This is a genomic window from Streptomyces sp. NBC_01723, from assembly GCF_036246005.1.
Taxonomy (GTDB): Bacteria; Actinomycetota; Actinomycetes; order Streptomycetales; family Streptomycetaceae; genus Streptomyces.
In genome coordinates, this window is the sequence record NZ_CP109171.1 from 7,586,595 (window position 1) to 7,601,459 (window position 14,865).

Annotated in this window: 16 protein-coding genes; 11 read left to right on the top strand and 5 right to left on the bottom strand. The window is 72.4% G+C overall.

Annotated features, from left to right (window positions below; translation table 11 throughout):
- Positions 1-89: 89 nt before the first annotated feature.
- Together OIE75_RS35505 and OIE75_RS35510 are read right to left on the bottom strand one after the other, a co-directional pair.
- Positions 90-221, bottom strand: coding sequence for an LPFR motif small protein (locus OIE75_RS35505; RefSeq protein ID WP_307016352.1), 132 nt, complete (start codon positions 219-221; stop codon positions 90-92).
- A gap of 94 nt (positions 222-315) precedes the next feature.
- The gene (locus tag OIE75_RS35510; protein ID WP_307016354.1) at positions 316-1,185 is read right to left on the bottom strand and encodes an SCO6745 family protein; all 870 of its coding nucleotides are present in this window, start codon (positions 1,183-1,185) and stop codon (positions 316-318) included.
- A gap of 112 nt (positions 1,186-1,297) precedes the next feature.
- Here OIE75_RS35510 and OIE75_RS35515 point away from each other — a divergent pair, with 112 nt between their 5' ends.
- Both OIE75_RS35515 and OIE75_RS35520 read left to right on the top strand, forming a co-directional pair.
- Positions 1,298-2,257 (top strand): GlxA family transcriptional regulator, encoded by a 960-nt coding sequence (locus OIE75_RS35515; protein ID WP_307016356.1) that lies wholly within the window; start codon positions 1,298-1,300, stop codon positions 2,255-2,257.
- A 50-nt stretch (positions 2,258-2,307) separates the two neighbouring features.
- On the top strand, positions 2,308-2,943 hold the full coding sequence (locus tag OIE75_RS35520; RefSeq protein WP_307016358.1) for a DJ-1/PfpI family protein: 636 nt from the start codon (positions 2,308-2,310) through the stop codon (positions 2,941-2,943).
- Here OIE75_RS35520 and OIE75_RS35525 read toward each other — a convergent pair.
- The gene (locus OIE75_RS35525) at positions 2,930-3,685 is read right to left on the bottom strand and encodes an enoyl-CoA hydratase/isomerase family protein (protein WP_329473390.1); all 756 of its coding nucleotides are present in this window, start codon (positions 3,683-3,685) and stop codon (positions 2,930-2,932) included. The genes OIE75_RS35520 and OIE75_RS35525 overlap by 14 nt on opposite strands.
- 205 nt (positions 3,686-3,890) lie before the next feature.
- On the opposite strand from OIE75_RS35525, the gene OIE75_RS35530 reads away from it, so the two are divergent.
- Positions 3,891-4,343 (top strand): ATP-binding protein, encoded by a 453-nt coding sequence (locus OIE75_RS35530; protein WP_329474127.1) that lies wholly within the window; start codon positions 3,891-3,893, stop codon positions 4,341-4,343.
- A 3-nt stretch (positions 4,344-4,346) separates the two neighbouring features.
- Here OIE75_RS35530 and idi read toward each other — a convergent pair whose 3' ends face one another.
- Together idi and OIE75_RS35540 are read right to left on the bottom strand one after the other, a co-directional pair.
- Positions 4,347-4,940, bottom strand: a complete 594-nt coding sequence (gene idi, locus OIE75_RS35535; protein ID WP_329473391.1) for an isopentenyl-diphosphate Delta-isomerase — start codon at positions 4,938-4,940, stop codon at positions 4,347-4,349.
- 265 nt (positions 4,941-5,205) lie between these two features.
- Complete coding sequence (locus OIE75_RS35540; RefSeq protein ID WP_329473392.1) at positions 5,206-6,132, bottom strand: cation diffusion facilitator family transporter; 927 nt, start codon at positions 6,130-6,132, stop codon at positions 5,206-5,208.
- 470 nt (positions 6,133-6,602) lie between these two features.
- Between OIE75_RS35540 and OIE75_RS35545 the strand changes: the two genes are divergently transcribed.
- The 8 genes from OIE75_RS35545 to hpnC all read left to right on the top strand — a co-directional run bounded on the left by OIE75_RS35545 (position 6,603) and on the right by hpnC (position 14,863).
- Positions 6,603-8,420 (top strand): DUF5941 domain-containing protein, encoded by a 1,818-nt coding sequence (locus OIE75_RS35545; RefSeq protein ID WP_307016367.1) that lies wholly within the window; start codon positions 6,603-6,605, stop codon positions 8,418-8,420.
- On the top strand, positions 8,417-9,169 hold the full coding sequence (locus tag OIE75_RS35550) for a phosphocholine cytidylyltransferase family protein (protein WP_307016369.1): 753 nt from the start codon (positions 8,417-8,419) through the stop codon (positions 9,167-9,169). Before OIE75_RS35545 ends, OIE75_RS35550 begins: the two co-directional genes overlap by 4 nt.
- Complete coding sequence (locus tag OIE75_RS35555) at positions 9,157-10,218, top strand: iron-containing alcohol dehydrogenase family protein (RefSeq protein WP_234956957.1); 1,062 nt, start codon at positions 9,157-9,159, stop codon at positions 10,216-10,218. The genes OIE75_RS35550 and OIE75_RS35555 overlap by 13 nt, the downstream gene beginning before the upstream one ends.
- Positions 10,196-10,975 (top strand): CDP-alcohol phosphatidyltransferase family protein, encoded by a 780-nt coding sequence (locus OIE75_RS35560; RefSeq protein ID WP_307016371.1) that lies wholly within the window; start codon positions 10,196-10,198, stop codon positions 10,973-10,975. The genes OIE75_RS35555 and OIE75_RS35560 overlap by 23 nt, the downstream gene beginning before the upstream one ends.
- Positions 10,976-10,983: 8 nt before the next feature.
- Positions 10,984-11,856, top strand: a complete 873-nt coding sequence (locus tag OIE75_RS35565; protein WP_122620669.1) for a glycosyltransferase family 2 protein — start codon at positions 10,984-10,986, stop codon at positions 11,854-11,856.
- Between the two features lie 97 nt (positions 11,857-11,953).
- On the top strand, positions 11,954-12,883 hold the full coding sequence (locus OIE75_RS35570) for an ABC transporter permease (protein WP_307016373.1): 930 nt from the start codon (positions 11,954-11,956) through the stop codon (positions 12,881-12,883).
- Entirely contained in the window at positions 12,876-13,655 is a 780-nt protein-coding gene (locus tag OIE75_RS35575; RefSeq protein WP_161331127.1) for an ABC transporter ATP-binding protein, read from the top strand. The genes OIE75_RS35570 and OIE75_RS35575 overlap by 8 nt, the downstream gene beginning before the upstream one ends.
- A 293-nt stretch (positions 13,656-13,948) precedes the next feature.
- Complete coding sequence (hpnC, locus tag OIE75_RS35580; RefSeq protein ID WP_307016377.1) at positions 13,949-14,863, top strand: squalene synthase HpnC; 915 nt, start codon at positions 13,949-13,951, stop codon at positions 14,861-14,863.
- Positions 14,864-14,865 lie beyond the last annotated feature (2 nt).

Consider the following 14,865-nt stretch of genomic DNA (forward strand, 5'->3'; position numbering starts at 1 on the left):
TGCGCGGCAATTGTGGCAGGTGGCACCGACAATCGGGGATCAGGGCGCCGTCCCGGCCGGTCGGAACCGCCCCCACACCGGGCGGTGGATCAGGCCTTGCGGCCGCGGGCGGAGGACGACGCCCCGCCGAAGAGCCGGGCCACGGCCCGGAAGGGAAGCGTCACCACGGTGGCGACTGCGCCACCGATCTGGCGCAGCACGTCTGCGATGGCACGGAACACGAGAAGCCCCTTTCGTCTCCCGGCCCGGTGGCCGGGAGCCAACGGGTACCTCCGAACCCGCCCGCCATGCCTGTGCGCGTGCCCGGGCGTGTCCTCAGCCCTTGCCGAAGAGATCCGCGGGGTAGGCACCCGCGCCGAGTGCCGCGCGCGCGAAGGGCGTTGCGAGTTCCGTCAGACGTGCCACGCCCTCCGCGCCCAGGTGCGCGTAGGGCGCGGTGTCGAGCCGGTCCGTCTCCCGCTCGATCTCGTCGCGCAGCTCCGCTCCCCGTTCGGTCAGCTCGCCGGCGTCGTCGATCAGCCCGCGCCCGCGCAGCCGTTCCCTCGCCGCGTCCCACTCCTCCTGGGTCCAGCCCCGGGTGGACAGGACCCACTTCGGGGCCATGCCGCGGCCGGTCGCGGTGTGCGTCACCAGCGCCTCCAGACCGTCCAGGTCCGCGGCCAGCAGCGCGGCGAGGTGGCCGTCGCCCCGGTACTCGCGCAGCAGGGTCGCCGCGTGCCAGAACGCCAGGTGCGGCGCGTCGGGCACCGGCAGGTCCGCGTGCGCCGAGTAGAGCGGACGGCCGCCGCGCGAGCAGCCCTCGGCGGCACGCAGGGCCAACTCGGCCGCCTCCGCCATCTCCGCCGAGGCCAGGACCGGCTCGCCCAGCAGGCGGCGCAGGGTCGCGTCGACGGCACGCGAGCGGGCCGCCAGGGCCTGCTCCGGCGTGACCTTCTCCCAGACGGCGGGCACGTGCCGGGCGACCAGCTCGTACTTGTAGTTGTAGAAGGCGGCCGTCACCGCGCCGGCCCCGGCCGCGCCCAGCGCGGCGGCGCGCACCGCGAAGTTGACGGCCCGTGGGTCGGTGACCCCGAGGGCGGCCAGTTCCCGGCCCGTGTCGGGCGAGAAGTAGTGCGTCGAGTGCAGCGAGTTGAGCGTGTTGTGGCAGCGGCGTGCGGCGCGGGTGTCGACGGCGGCAGTTGTCATGCCACGCACGTTACCAACCGCTCAGTACGTTCTCCACGGGTGAGCGCGCATGGCAGGAAAGGTGGGATGCTCGTCATTGCGGCCATCGCCGGGGTGGGCGAAGAATCGGGGCATGGCGCAGCGAACCGTCCTCGTCGTCCTCTTCGACCAGGTCCAGAGCCTCGATGTCACCGGCCCCGTGGAGGTCTTCGCGGGCGCCGAGCGGCACACCCCGGGGACGTACCGCATCAGCACCGCCTCACTGGACGGCGCCCCCGTGCGCACGTCCAGCGGTCTGACCGTCGTACCGGACCGGTCGCTCGCCGACGTGCCGGACCCGGACACCCTGGTCGTGCCGGGCGGGCAGGGCACCCGGAGTCCCGACCCCCGCCTGACCGACTGGCTGCGCGCACACGGACCGCACGTCCGGCGCCTGGTCTCCGTCTGCACCGGGGCGGCCCTGCTCGCCGGGGCGGGCCTCCTGGACGGCCGCCGCGCCACCACCCACTGGGCCTACTGCGACCGGCTCGCCCGCGAGCACCCGGCGGTGCAGGTCGACCCCGACCCGATCTACGTCCGCGACGGCCACGTCGCCACGTCCGCCGGCGTCACCTCCGGCATCGACCTCGCCCTCGCCCTGGTGGAGGAGGACCTGGGCCGGGACACCGCCCTGACCATCGCCCGCCACCTGGTGGTGTTCCTGCGCCGCCCCGGCAACCAGGCCCAGTTCAGCGCCCAGCTCGCCGCCCAGACCGCGCGCCGGGAGCCGCTGCGGGAACTCCAGCAGTGGATCACCGAACACCCCGGCTCCGATCTGGGCGTGGAGACCCTCGCCGCCCGGGCCGGCCTCTCGCCGCGCCACTTCGCCCGCGCCTTCCGGGCGGAGACCGGTACGACGCCCGGCCGCTACGTCGACCGCATCCGGCTGGAACACGCCCGCCGGCTCCTGGAGGACACCGGCGACGGAGTCGAGCAGGTCTCCCGGGCCAGCGGCTACGGCACCCCCGAGGCCATGCGCCGTGCCTTCGTCAAGGCACTCGGCACCTCCCCGGCGGAGTACCGCCGCCGTTTCCGTCCCGCGCCGGCCCGCTGAGGCCCACCCGCGCGCCCCGGCACCCGCCGACCGACCGCGAAAGGAACCCCGTGCAGATCGCCATCGTCCTCTTCGACCGCTTCACCGCCCTGGACGCCGTGGGCCCGTACGAGACCCTGGGCCGCCTCCCCGACGCGGAGACCGTCTTCGTCGCCGAACGGACCGGCCCCGTCCGCACCGACACCGGCACCCTCGCGCTGACCGCCGACCGCACCCTGGCCGACGTACCGAGCCCCGATATCGTCGTCGTCCCCGGCGGCCCCGGGCAGACCCCGCAGATGGAGAACGAGACCCTCCTGGACTGGCTGCGCACCGCCGACGCCACCAGCACCTGGACCACGTCCGTGTGCACCGGCTCCCTGCTGCTGGCCGCCGCCGGGCTGCTGCGCGGACGCCGCGCCACCTCGCACTGGCTGGCCCTGGACCACCTCGGCCGCTTCGGTGCCGAGGCGACCGGGGAGCGGGTGGTCACCGACGGCAAGTACGTCACCGCGGCCGGCGTCTCCTCCGGCATCGACATGGGCCTGACGCTGCTCGGCCGGATCGCCGGCGACGACCACGCGCGCGCGGTCCAGCTGCTGACCGAGTACGACCCCCAGCCGCCCTACGACGCCGGGTCGCCGCAGAAGGCGCCCGCGCACCTCGTCGAGGAGTTCCGCGGCCGGAGCCGGTTCACCCTGACGTAGGCCCGTTCCAGCCGAACCGCGGCGGCCGGCGCTCCAGGAAGGCGGCGACCCCCTCGGCGGTGTCGCCGCTGCCGCGTGCCTGCTCGGCCCAGTGGGCGTCCCGGTCCGTGCGCCCGTTCGCGAACTCCTTCGCCGCGGCCTGCGTCAGCAGCGAGCGGGACGCCAGAACGCGGGTGAACTCCGCGACCCGCTTGTCCAGCTCGCCCTCCGGCAGCACCTCGTCGACCAGGCCGGTGCGCAGGGCCCGCGCCGCGTCGATCAACTCCCCGCTGAACAGCAGGTACTTCGCGGCCGCCGGACCCGTCAGCGCGACCAGCCGCCGGGTCGCGGACGCCGGATACACCACGCCGAGCTTGGCCGGGGTCACCCCGAACAGCGCCGACTCCTCGGCGAAGCGCAGGTCGCAGGCGGCCGCCAACTGGGCCCCGCCGCCGACGCAGTGACCGCGGACCGCCGCGAGCGTCGGCTTGGGGAACGCGGCGAGCGCCTCCTCGGCGAGCACCGCCAGCCGCTGCGCCCGCTCCGGCGACTCCCGCAGCGTCGAGATGTCGGCGCCCGCGCAGAACGTCCCGCCCTCACCGGTGAGCACCAGCACCCGTACCGCCGGATCCGCGGCCAAGTCGTCCAGCAGCGGCGGCAGCGCGCGCCACATCGCGGCCGTCATGGCGTTGCGCTTGGCCGGGTGGTGGACGACGACGGTGGCGACCGAGTCGGCGACCCCGTGCAGCAGCTGCGGCTCCATGGGCCGGATGCTATCCGGCGACTCTCCCGGTCCGAGCAGGCGGGCAACTGGGGACAGGAACGGTCCCAGGAGCGACCGTGTCTTCCGCAGGCGGTCAGAACCGCTCGATACCTGCTGACTTGCGTTCAGTCCTCCGATGCGGAGCGACGCGTTACCAACACTCAGGGGTGTGGTGACTATCGAGCCCAAGGGTGGCGACCGGACGATGGACGAGACCGGGCCCGCCGGGCCGCTGCCGTACGAAGGGGTCTGGCGGTTCACCGCCCCCGCGGTGGACGCCTCCGTGCCGCAGGCCCGGCACGCCGTGCGGGACCTTCTGGTGCGCCAGGGCGTGCCGGTCTCCGACGACGTGACCCAGGCGCTGCTGCTGATCGTCTCGGAGCTGGTCACGAACGCGGTCCGGCACGCGGCGGTGCTGTCCCCGGTGCTCGCCGTCGAGGTCGCCGTCGGGCCCGACTGGGTGCGGGTCGCCGTGGAGGACGACCACCCCTACCGCCCGACCGCCCTGGAGACCGACCACGGGCGGACGGGCGGGCGCGGGCTGCTGCTGGTCCGCGAGCTGACCCGGGAGTCGGGCGGAGCCTGCGACGTGGTCCACACGACGACCGGCGGCAAGGTGATCTGGGCCGCGCTGCCGCTCAAGCACCCCCTGCCGTAGGGCTCACCAGCCGGCCGACGGGCCCGTCAGCTCGCGGACGGCCGGGCGGGCGGCGTCCAGCACGGTCATGAACCACGCCGAGAAGGTGTCCCGTCCGTGCCGCTCGGACAGCTCGGCCGGCGAGACGAAGGCCGTCTCGGCGACCTCCTCGGGGTCGGGCCGCAGCTCCGCCTGGACCAGGCCGACGAAGAGGTGGTTGTACTCCTGCTCGACCAGCCCGGAGGCGGGGTCGGGGTGGTTGTAGCGCACCGTGCCGGCCTCCGCGAGCAGGGACGGCGAGACGCCCAGCTCCTCGTACGTCCGCCGGGCCGCCGCCGCGAACGGCGCCTCTCCCGGATAGGGGTGACCGCAGCACGTGTTGGACCACACACCGGGGGAGTGGTACTTGCCGAGCGCGCGCTGCTGGATCAGCAGCCGGCCCCGCTCGTCGAAGAGGAACACGGAGAAGGCGCGGTGCAGCTGCCCAGGTGGCTGGTGCGCGGAGAGCTTCTCCGCGGTGCCGATCGTCACGCCGTTCTCGTCGACCAGTTCCAGCAAAATCGCGTCTGCGGTGCCGTTCGACGAACTGTGCGTCGCGGTGGCAGGAGTGATCGGCATACCCATCCTTCACATCGGTCCTCGCGCCCCAAGTGTGCCGTACGAATCCGGCACTCCCGGGACTTACCGGCGTACCCGCATGTCCCACGCGCCGCCGCGGGAGGGGGCTCGACGGGTGATCGTGCCCGGCAGCGCCGTCCGGGAACCTCCGCTGCGTGACCACGGCGGGTGGCACGGGTCACCGGGAGCGACCGCACGGCGGACCGGGGCCCTGGGCGGCGCGTTTCCGCGCGCTCGCGCCCCCAGGACTCTCAGTGCGGTGCCCTCAGTGGCACAGGCGCGCCTCGTGCTCGGCGTGCCCGCCGGGTTCCAGCTGGAAGGTGCAGTGCTCCACGTCGAAGTGGTCGCCGAGGCACCCCTGCAACTCGTGCAGTATCTTCTCGTGGCCGATCGCGCTGAGCGTCTCGCCGCTCACCACCACGTGCGCCGACAGCACCGGCAGGCCCGAGGTGATCGTCCAGGCGTGCAGGTCGTGCACGTCCTCGACGCCGTCCAGCGCCAGTATGTGGGCGCGCACCTCGCCGATGTCCACGCCCTTGGGGGCCGCCTCCAGGAGCACGTCCAGGGTCTCGCGCAGCAGCCGCAGCGTGCGCGGCACGATCATCAGACCGATCAGCAGCGACGCGATCGGGTCGGCCGGCTGCCAGCCCGTGGCCAGGATCACCAGCGCCGAGACGATCACCGCGAGGGACCCCAGCGCGTCGGCCGCCACCTCCAGGAAGGCGCCGCGCACGTTGAGGCTGTCCTTCTGGCCGCGCATCAGCAGCGACAGCGACACCAGGTTCGCCACCAGGCCGATCGCGCCGAAGACGACGGTCAGTCCGCCCTGGGTGCCGGCGGGTGTGACGAACCGCTCGATCGCCTCGTACAGCACGTACCCGCCCACGCCGAGCAGCAGCACGCAGTTGGCCAGGGCGGCGAGGATCTCGGCGCGGGCGTAGCCGAAGGTGCGCCGGTCACTGGCCGGCCGGTTCGCGAAGTGCACGGCCAGCAGCGCCATGCCCAGGCCCAGGGCGTCCGTCGCCATGTGCGCCGCGTCGGCGATCAGGGCCAGCGAGTCGGCCAGCACCCCGCCGACGATCTCGACGACCATGACGGTGAGGGTGATCCCCAGCGCCACCCGCAGCCTGCCGCGGTACGCGGCCGTCGCCGTCGCGCCGGCCGGCGCCCCGTGCGCGTGCCCTGCCCCCATGGGAAAGCCGCCTCCCTGATCTGTCGTCGTCCGGCCTCCGGAGGACAGTCAACTACGGGTAGGGGGTATCCGGCAACGCGGCACTGAACACCGTTGTCATGTGCCCTGACCTGCGCAAACGTTATGCAGGTCAGAGGGCGGGCGACGCTCGGGAGCGCCGTCTGCGCCAGTTGGCCGAACGGCCGGCGCGCGTGCCGGCCTGACCCTCCGCGAGCACTCGCGGACACTGAGCGATGTCCGTGATGCCCGGTCTGGGTGTGCGGTTTGTGAGCGGGCCCCCGGATCCACGATGATGATCGCGGCAAAGGCGGGTGCAAGCGGCGCCGACCGACTGTGAAACGGGCGGTGAACACGGCGTTCCCGGCATCCGATAGCCTCTGCCGACACGCCGCCCGGGTGCCACCGGCACGGGCGTCCCACCATGCACAGGCCCGGCGTTCCAGGCACCGGGCACCAGGGAGTGAGTTCGGTTGCCGACCGCCATCCTCACCGGTCAGCCGGTCCCCGGTTCGTCGATCGAGAGCGAACTGCGGTCCCTGGGCTTCGACGTGCAGCACGCCTCCGGCGCCGCCGACACCGAGACGCTGCTGGCCCGCGTCCCGGCCGCGGAACGGGTCGCCGTCGTCGACGCCCGCTTCGTGGGCCACCCGCACGCCCTGCGCCTCGGCCTCACCGACCCGCGCTTCCCGCTGGCCGCCGTCCCGGGCGCGGTGACCGCCCGCCCCGACGGACGCCAGGCGCTGACCCGGGCGATGGCCCGCGAGAACTCCGCGGGCGGCGGCACGGCCCTCGCCGTCGACAACCTCGCCGACCGGATCACCGCCGCCCTCGACGCCGACGGCGCCACCGTGCACCGCCCCGAACTGGGCAGCCTCGTCGCCGCCGTCCCCGGCGACCCGCAGGCCCGCAACGAGGCCCGGCAGGCGGTCGCCGCCGTCGACGACGAGGCCGTACGCCTGAAGTCGGCGGTCAAGGCCCGCGACGGCTTCGTCACCACCTTCGCCATCAGCCCCTACTCCCGCTACATCGCCCGCTGGTGCGCCCGGCGCGGACTGACCCCCAACCAGGTCACCACCGCCTCACTGCTCACCGCGCTGATAGCGGCCGGCTGCGCGGCCACCGGCACCCGCGGCGGCTTCGTCGCCGCCGGCGTCCTGCTGATCGCGTCCTTCGTCCTCGACTGCACCGACGGGCAGCTCGCCCGCTACTCCCTGCAGTACTCCACGCTCGGCGCCTGGCTGGACGCCACCTTCGACCGCGCCAAGGAGTACGCCTACTACGCGGGCCTCGCCCTCGGAGCCGCCCGCGGCGGCGACGACGTGTGGGCCCTCGCGCTCGGCGCGATGGTCCTCCAGACCTGCCGGCACGTCGTCGACTTCTCGTTCAACGAGGCCAACCACGACGCCGCCGCCAACACCAGCCCCACCGCCGCCCTCTCCGACCGGCTCGACAGCGTCGGCTGGACGGTCTGGCTCCGCCGCATGATCGTCCTGCCCATCGGCGAGCGCTGGGCCATGATCGCCGTCCTGACCGCGGTCACCACCCCCCGGATCACCTTCTACGCGCTGCTGATCGGCTGCGCCTTCGCCGCGACGTACACCACGGCGGGCCGGGTCCTGCGCTCGCTGACCAGGAAGGCGACACGGACCGACCGGGCCGCGAAGGCGCTGGCCGACCTCGCGGACTCCGGCCCGCTCGCCGAGGCCGGAGCCAAGGGCCTCGCGAAGACCGCCCGCCGGCTCCCCGGCTTCGCCGCCCCCGCGCTCGCCCTGCTCGGCGGCCTCGCCGTCGTCGCGACGGCCGTCTTCACCGACTTCGGCGGCCCCTGGCCGCTCCTCGGCGCGATCGTCTACGTGCTGACCTCCGCCCTGGCCGTCGCCCGCCCCCTCAAGGGCGCCCTCGACTGGCTCGTCCCGCCGTTCTTCCGGGCCGCCGAGTACGGCACCGTCCTGGCACTGGCGGCGAAAGCCGACGTGAACGGGGCGCTTCCGGCGGCTTTCGGGCTGGTGGCCGCGGTCGCCTACCATCACTACGACACGGTCTACCGCATCCGTGGCGACGCGGGCGCGCCGCCGCAGTGGCTGGTGCGGACGACCGGGGGGCACGAGGGCCGCACGCTGGTGATCACCGCGCTGGCCGTGCTGCTCACCGCCACACAGTTCAAGGTCGCGCTCACGGTCCTCGCCGTGGCCGTGGCACTCGTGGTGCTCGTGGAGAGCATCCGCTTCTGGGTCGCCGCCCACAAGGTCGGCGCACCCGCCGTACACGACGAAGGAGAACCCGCATGATCGGCCTCGTGCTGGCGGCCGGCGCCGGACGCCGTCTGCGCCCCTACACCGACACCCTGCCCAAGGCACTGGTCCCGGTCGGCCCCGAGGGTGCGGAGGACAGCATCACGGTGCTGGACCTGACGCTGGCGAACTTCGCCGAGGTCGGCCTGACCGAGGTCGGGATCATCGTCGGCTACCGCAAGGAAGCCGTGTACGACCGCAAGGAGGCGCTGGAGCAGAAGTACGGCGTCAAGCTCACCCTCATCGACAACGACAAGGCCGAGGAGTGGAACAACGCCTACTCCCTGTGGTGCGGCCGTGACGCCCTCAAGGACGGCGTGATCCTCGCCAACGGCGACACCGTGCACCCGGTCTCCGTCGAGAAGACCCTGCTCGCCGCCCGCGGCGACGGCAAGAAGATCATCCTCGCCCTCGACACGGTGAAGAACCTCGCCGAGGAGGAGATGAAGGTCGTCGTCGACCCCGACAAGGGCGTCCAGCGCATCACCAAGCTGATGGACCCGGCGGAGGCGACCGGCGAGTACATCGGCGTCACCCTCATCGAGGGCGATGCCGCCGCCGACCTGGCCGACGCGCTGAAGACCACCTTCGAGCGCGACCCGCAGCTGTACTACGAGGACGGCTACCAGGAGCTGGTCAACCGCGGCTTCAAGATCGACGTGGCGCCGATCGGCGACCTCAAGTGGGTCGAGATCGACAACCACGACGACCTCGCCAAGGGCCGGGAGATCGCGTGCCAGTACTGACGAGGCTCATCCCGTCGCCGGTCGTCGTGGACATCCGCGCGGGTGCCCTCGACGACCTGGGAGCCGTGCTCGCCGACGAGCGCATCTCCCACTCGGGCAAGCTCGCCGTCGCCGTCAGCGGCGGTTCCGGCGCCCGGCTGCGTGAGCGCGTCACTCCTTCCCTGCCCGGCGCCGACTGGTTCGAGGTCGGCGGCGGCACCCTGGACGACGCGATCAACCTGGCCGGCGCCATGAAGGGCGGCCACTACGACGCGGTCGTGGGCCTCGGCGGCGGCAAGATCATCGACTGTGCCAAGTTCGCCGCGGCGCGCATCGGCCTCCCGCTGGTCGCCGTGCCCACGAACCTCGCGCACGACGGTCTGTGCTCGCCGGTCGCCACCCTGGACAACGACGCGGGCCGCGGCTCCTACGGCGTGCCGAACCCGATCGCGGTCGTCATCGACCTGGACGTCATCCGCGCGGCCCCGGCCCGCTTCGTGCGCGCCGGCATCGGTGACGCCGTCTCCAACGTCTCCGCGATCGCGGACTGGGAGCTGGCGAACCGGGTCAAGGGCGAGCGGATCGACGGCCTGGCCGCCGCCATGGCCCGCCAGGCGGGCGAGGCCGTGCTCCGGCACCCGGGCGGCATCGGGGACAACGAGTTCCTCCAGGTGCTGGCCGAGGCGCTGGTGCTCAGCGGCATCGCCATGTCGGTGTCGGGCGACTCGCGGCCGTCCTCGGGCGCCTGCCACGAGATCAACCACGCCCTCGACCTGCTCTTCCCCACCCGCGCGGCCGCCCACGGCGAGCAGTGCGGACTGGGCGCGGCCTTCGCGATGTACCTGCGCGGTGCCCACGAGGAGTCCGCCCACATGGCCGAGGTGCTGCGCCGGCACGGGCTGCCGGTACTGCCGGAGGAGATCGGCTTCACACCCCAGGAGTTCTTCCGGGCCGTGGAGTACGCCCCCCAGACCCGGCCCGGCCGCTACACGATCCTCGAGCACCTCGACCTGAAAACCGACCAGATCAAGGACCTGTACGCCGACTATGTCAAGGCCATCGGTAGCTGAACTACGTCCGGTCGTCCATCCCGCGGGGGTCAAGGACCGGCGCAGCGGTGAGCACTGGGCGGGACGCCTCTACATGCGCGAGGTCTCGCTGCGGATCGACCGCTACCTGGTGAACACCAGGATCACGCCCAACCAGCTCACGTACCTGATGACCGTCTGCGGCGTGCTCGCGGCCCCGGCCCTGCTGGTGCCGGGGATCACGGGCGCCGTGCTCGGCGTCGTCGCCGTCCAGCTCTACCTGCTGCTGGACTGCGTCGACGGCGAGATCGCCCGCTGGCGCAAGCAGTACTCGCTCGCCGGTGTCTACCTGGACCGGGTCGGCGCCTACCTGACCGACGCCGCGGTCCTGGTCGGCCTCGGTCTGCGCGCCGCCGACGTGTTCGGCACCGGGCGGATCGACTGGCTGTGGGCCTTCCTCGGCACCCTGGCCGCGCTCGGCGCCATCCTGATCAAGGCCGAGACCGACCTCGTCGGCGTGGCCCGGCACCAGACCGGCAAGGCGCCGGTGGCGGAGGCCGCCTCCGAGCCGCGCTCCTCCGGCATGGCGCTGGCCCGCCGGGCCGCCGGGGCGCTCAAGTTCCACCGGCTGATCCTCGGCATCGAGGCGTCCCTGCTGATCCTCGTCCTCGCGATCGTCGACGAGAGCCGCGGCGACCTCTTCTTCACCCGCCTCGGCACCGCCGTACTCGCCGGCATCGCGCTGCTGCAGACCCTGCTGCACCTGGTGTCCATCCTCGCCTCCAGCAGGCTGAAGTGAGCGCGCCCATGAAGGTCGGCGCCGTCATCATCACGATGGGCAACCGTCCCGAGGAGCTGCGGGCCCTGATCGACTCGGTCGCCAAGCAGGACGGCGACCCGGTCCAGGTCGTCGTCGTCGGCAACGGCTCGCCCGTCCCGGAGGTGCCGGACGGCGTGCGCACCGTCGAGCTGCCCGAGAACCTGGGCATCCCCGGCGGCCGCAACGTCGGCATCGAGGCCTTCGGACCGGGCGGGAGCGACGTCGACGTCCTGCTCTTCCTCGACGACGACGGTCTGCTCGCCCGCACCGACACCGCCGAGCTGTGCCGCGAGGCGTTCGCGGCCGACGACGAGCTGGGCATCATCAGCTTCCGCATCGCCGACCCGGACACCGGCGAGACCCAGCGGCGGCACGTCCCCCGGCTGCGCGCCTCGGACCCGATGCGCTCCTCCCGGGTGACCACCTTCCTCGGCGGCGCCAACGCCGTGCGCACCCGCGTCCTCACCCAGGTCGGCGGCCTCCCGGACGCGTTCTTCTACGCCCACGAGGAGACCGACCTGGCCTGGCGGGCGCTCGACGCGGGCTGGATGATCGACTACCGGTCGGACATGGTGCTCAACCACCCCACGACCGCTCCCTCCCGGCACGCGGTCTACCACCGCATGGTCGCCCGCAATCGCGTCTGGCTCGCCCGTCGCAACCTGCCCGCGCTCCTGGTCCCGGTGTACCTGGGCGTCTGGATGCTGCTCACCCTGCTGCGCCGCCCCTCGCGACCTGCGCTGAAGGCCTGGTTCGGCGGTTTCCGGGAGGGCTGGGCGACCCCGTGCGGTCCCCGCCGGCCCATGCGGTGGCGTACGGTGTGGCGCCTGACCCGGCTGGGCCGCCCTCCGGTGATCTGACAAGCTCGTACCCGAGAGCGTTCCGGCCCCGACCGGGGCCAACAGGTCCGTGCCAGGCCCGCGCGGCCGAGCATTCCGAAGACGAAAGTATCCACCAGTGAGTGAGACAACGCACGACGGCACGGTCGCCATGACCAAGCCCGTGGCGCCCGACGAGGGCCTCCCACCGGCCCGGCTCGCCGCCAAGTACGGGCTGTCCGTGAGCGGTGCCCGGCCGTCCCTCGTGGAGTACGTCCGTCAGCTCTGGGGCCGGCGGCACTTCATCCTCGCCTTCTCCCAGGCGAAGCTGACCGCCCAGTACAGCCAGGCCAAGCTCGGCCAGCTGTGGCAGGTGGCCACCCCGCTGCTCAACGCGCTCGTCTACTTCCTGATCTTCGGCCTGATCCTGAACGCGGGCAAGGGCATGCCGAAGGACGTGTACATCCCGTTCCTGGTGACGGGTGTGTTCGTCTTCACCTTCACCCAGTCCTCGGCCATGGCGGGCGTCCGCGCGATCTCCGGCAACCTCGGCCTGGTGCGCGCGCTGCACTTCCCGCGCGCCTCGCTGCCGATCTCGTTCGCGCTCCAGCAGCTCCAGCAGCTGCTGGCCTCGATGATCGTGATGTTCGCCGTGGTGATCGGGTTCGGCAGCTACCCGAAGCTGTCCTGGCTGCTGGTGGTGCCGACGCTCGTCCTGCAGTTCCTCTTCAACGTGGGCCTGGCGCTGATCGTGGCGCGCATGGGGGCCAAGACCCCGGACCTCGCCCAGCTGATGCCGTTCATCATGCGGACCTGGATGTACGCCTCGGGCGTCATGTTCTCCATCCCGATCATGCTGGAGGAGCACCCGTCCTGGATCTCGGACGTCCTCCAGTGGAACCCGGCCGCGATCTACATGGACCTGATGCGCTTCGCGCTCATCGACGGGTACGGCTCCGAGAACCTGCCGCCGCACGTCTGGGCGGTCGGGCTCGGCTGGGCCGTGGTCCTCGCCGTGGGCGGCTTCGTGTACTTCTGGAAGGCGGAGGAGAGGTACGGCCGTGGCTGAGCAGCAGCAGGGCGAGCGGGTGCCGACGGTCATCGCGGACGAGCTGCACATCGTCTACCGGGTCAACGGCGCCAAGACCGGCAAGGGCAGCGCGACCGCCGCCCTGAGCAGGATCATCAAGCGCGGCGAGGAGCGGGGCGTGCGCAAGGTGCACGCCGTGCGGGGCGTCTCCTTCACCGCCTACCGCGGCGAGGCCATCGGCCTCATCGGTTCCAACGGCTCCGGCAAGTCGACGCTGCTGCGGGCCATCGCCGGCCTGCTGCCCGCCGAGCGCGGCAAGGTCTACACGGACGGCCAGCCCTCGCTGCTCGGCGTGAACGCGGCCCTGATGAACGACCTGACCGGCGAGCGGAACGTCATCCTCGGTGGCCTGGCCATGGGCATGACCCGCGAGCAGATCAAGGAGCGCTACCAGGACATCGTCGACTTCTCCGGGATCAACGAGAAGGGCGATTTCATCACCCTGCCGATGCGCACCTACTCGTCCGGCATGTCCGCCCGGCTGCGCTTCTCCATCGCCGCCGCCAAGGACCACGACGTCCTGATGATCGACGAGGCGCTGGCCACCGGCGACCGCAAGTTCCAGACCCGCTCCGAGGAGCGCATCCGGGAGTTGAAGAAGGAGGCGGGCACCGTCTTCCTGGTCAGCCACAACAACAAGTCCATCCGCGACACCTGCAACCGCGTCCTGTGGCTGGAGCGCGGCGAACTGCGCATGGACGGCCCGACGGACGAGGTGCTCAAGGAGTACGAGAAGTTCACGGGCAAGTAGGCCGACACGCCGGGGCCCCGCCGTCTTCCGGCGGGGCCCACGCGCGTGCAAAGGAACCGTCAACTCCTGGTGTTCTCAGGAATCTTGATGTGAATCGGTGTGTTGTTGTGATGCGCCGAGCACCCCGCGGGAAGTCCGTGAGTTGTACAACGTAAGCTGGACCGGTCCTGAATCGCGGCACATGGGGCGATAATGCCCGACACCCTCCACCGGGCCTGCCCGCGGGCGGCCGGGCGGCGTGTCCGAAATAGTGTGTATTGGTGCGGCAGTGTAGAACGGGAGATGTGACGGCAATGGCTACGGAAACTCCCCGGCTCCCCGAAGCGTGCGCCGTCGACGCGGAGCGCGGCACCCTGGCCAAGGCCGCCGACGAGAACTTCCCCGTGGCCCCCTTCTTCCTGCCGCGCGACTGGCGCACCGACCTCATGGCCGTGTACGGCTTCGCCCGTCTCGTCGACGACATCGGCGACGGCGACCTCGCGCCGGGCGGCGCCGACGCCCGTCTCCTCGGCGTCCCCGACGACCGCGCAGACGACCGCGTGCTGATGCTGGACGCCTTCGAGGAGGACCTGCACCGGGTCTTCGACGGCACCCCCCGCCACCCGCTGCTGCGCCGCCTGCGGCCCACCGTCCGCCGCCGCTCGCTGACCCCCGCACCCTTCCTCGGCCTGATCGCCGCCAACCGTCAGGACCAGCTCGTACGGCGGTACGAGACCTACGACGACCTCCTCGCCTACTGCGAGCTGTCCGCCAACCCGGTCGGCCACCTCGTCCTCGCCGTCACCGGCACCGCGACGCCCGAGCGGATCCGCCGCTCCGACGCCGTCTGCACCGCCCTGCAGATCGTCGAGCACCTCCAGGACGTCGCCGAGGACCTCGGCCGGGACCGGATCTACCTGCCCGCCGAGGACATGAAGCGCTTCCACGTCCAGGAGGCGGACCTCGCCGCGCCCACCGCCAACGCGTCGGTGCGCGCCCTGCTCGCCTACGAGGCCCGGCGCGCCCACGACCTGCTGGACGAGGGCGCCCCTCTGGTCGGCAGCGTCCACGGCAGGCTGCGTCTGCTGCTCGCGGGGTTCGTGGCGGGGGGCAGGGCCGCCCTGCGGGCGATCGCCGACGCGGATCACGACGTACTTCCCGGCCCGCCCAAGCCCGGCAAGCTCCGGTTGCTGCGCGAGGCGGGGCTGGCCCTGCGAGGAGAGGGGTGATC

Excerpts from the sequence above, each read along its gene's own strand:
- OIE75_RS35515 (WP_307016356.1), top strand. The coding sequence starts at position 1,298 with ATGGCGCAGCGAACCGTCCTCGTCGTCCTCTTCGACCAGGTCCAGAGC.
- OIE75_RS35550 (WP_307016369.1), top strand. The coding sequence starts at position 8,417 with ATGATCGGCCTCGTGCTGGCGGCCGGCGCCGGACGCCGTCTGCGCCCC.
- OIE75_RS35510 (WP_307016354.1), bottom strand. The coding sequence starts at position 1,185 with ATGACAACTGCCGCCGTCGACACCCGCGCCGCACGCCGCTGCCACAAC.
- OIE75_RS35530 (WP_329474127.1), top strand. The coding sequence starts at position 3,891 with ATGGACGAGACCGGGCCCGCCGGGCCGCTGCCGTACGAAGGGGTCTGG.
- OIE75_RS35525 (WP_329473390.1), bottom strand. The coding sequence starts at position 3,685 with ATGGAGCCGCAGCTGCTGCACGGGGTCGCCGACTCGGTCGCCACCGTC.
- OIE75_RS35565 (WP_122620669.1), top strand. The coding sequence starts at position 10,984 with ATGAAGGTCGGCGCCGTCATCATCACGATGGGCAACCGTCCCGAGGAG.
- OIE75_RS35560 (WP_307016371.1), top strand. The coding sequence starts at position 10,196 with ATGTCAAGGCCATCGGTAGCTGAACTACGTCCGGTCGTCCATCCCGCG.
- OIE75_RS35540 (WP_329473392.1), bottom strand. The coding sequence starts at position 6,132 with ATGGGGGCAGGGCACGCGCACGGGGCGCCGGCCGGCGCGACGGCGACG.
- hpnC (WP_307016377.1), top strand. The coding sequence starts at position 13,949 with ATGGCTACGGAAACTCCCCGGCTCCCCGAAGCGTGCGCCGTCGACGCG.
- idi (WP_329473391.1), bottom strand. The coding sequence starts at position 4,940 with ATGCCGATCACTCCTGCCACCGCGACGCACAGTTCGTCGAACGGCACC.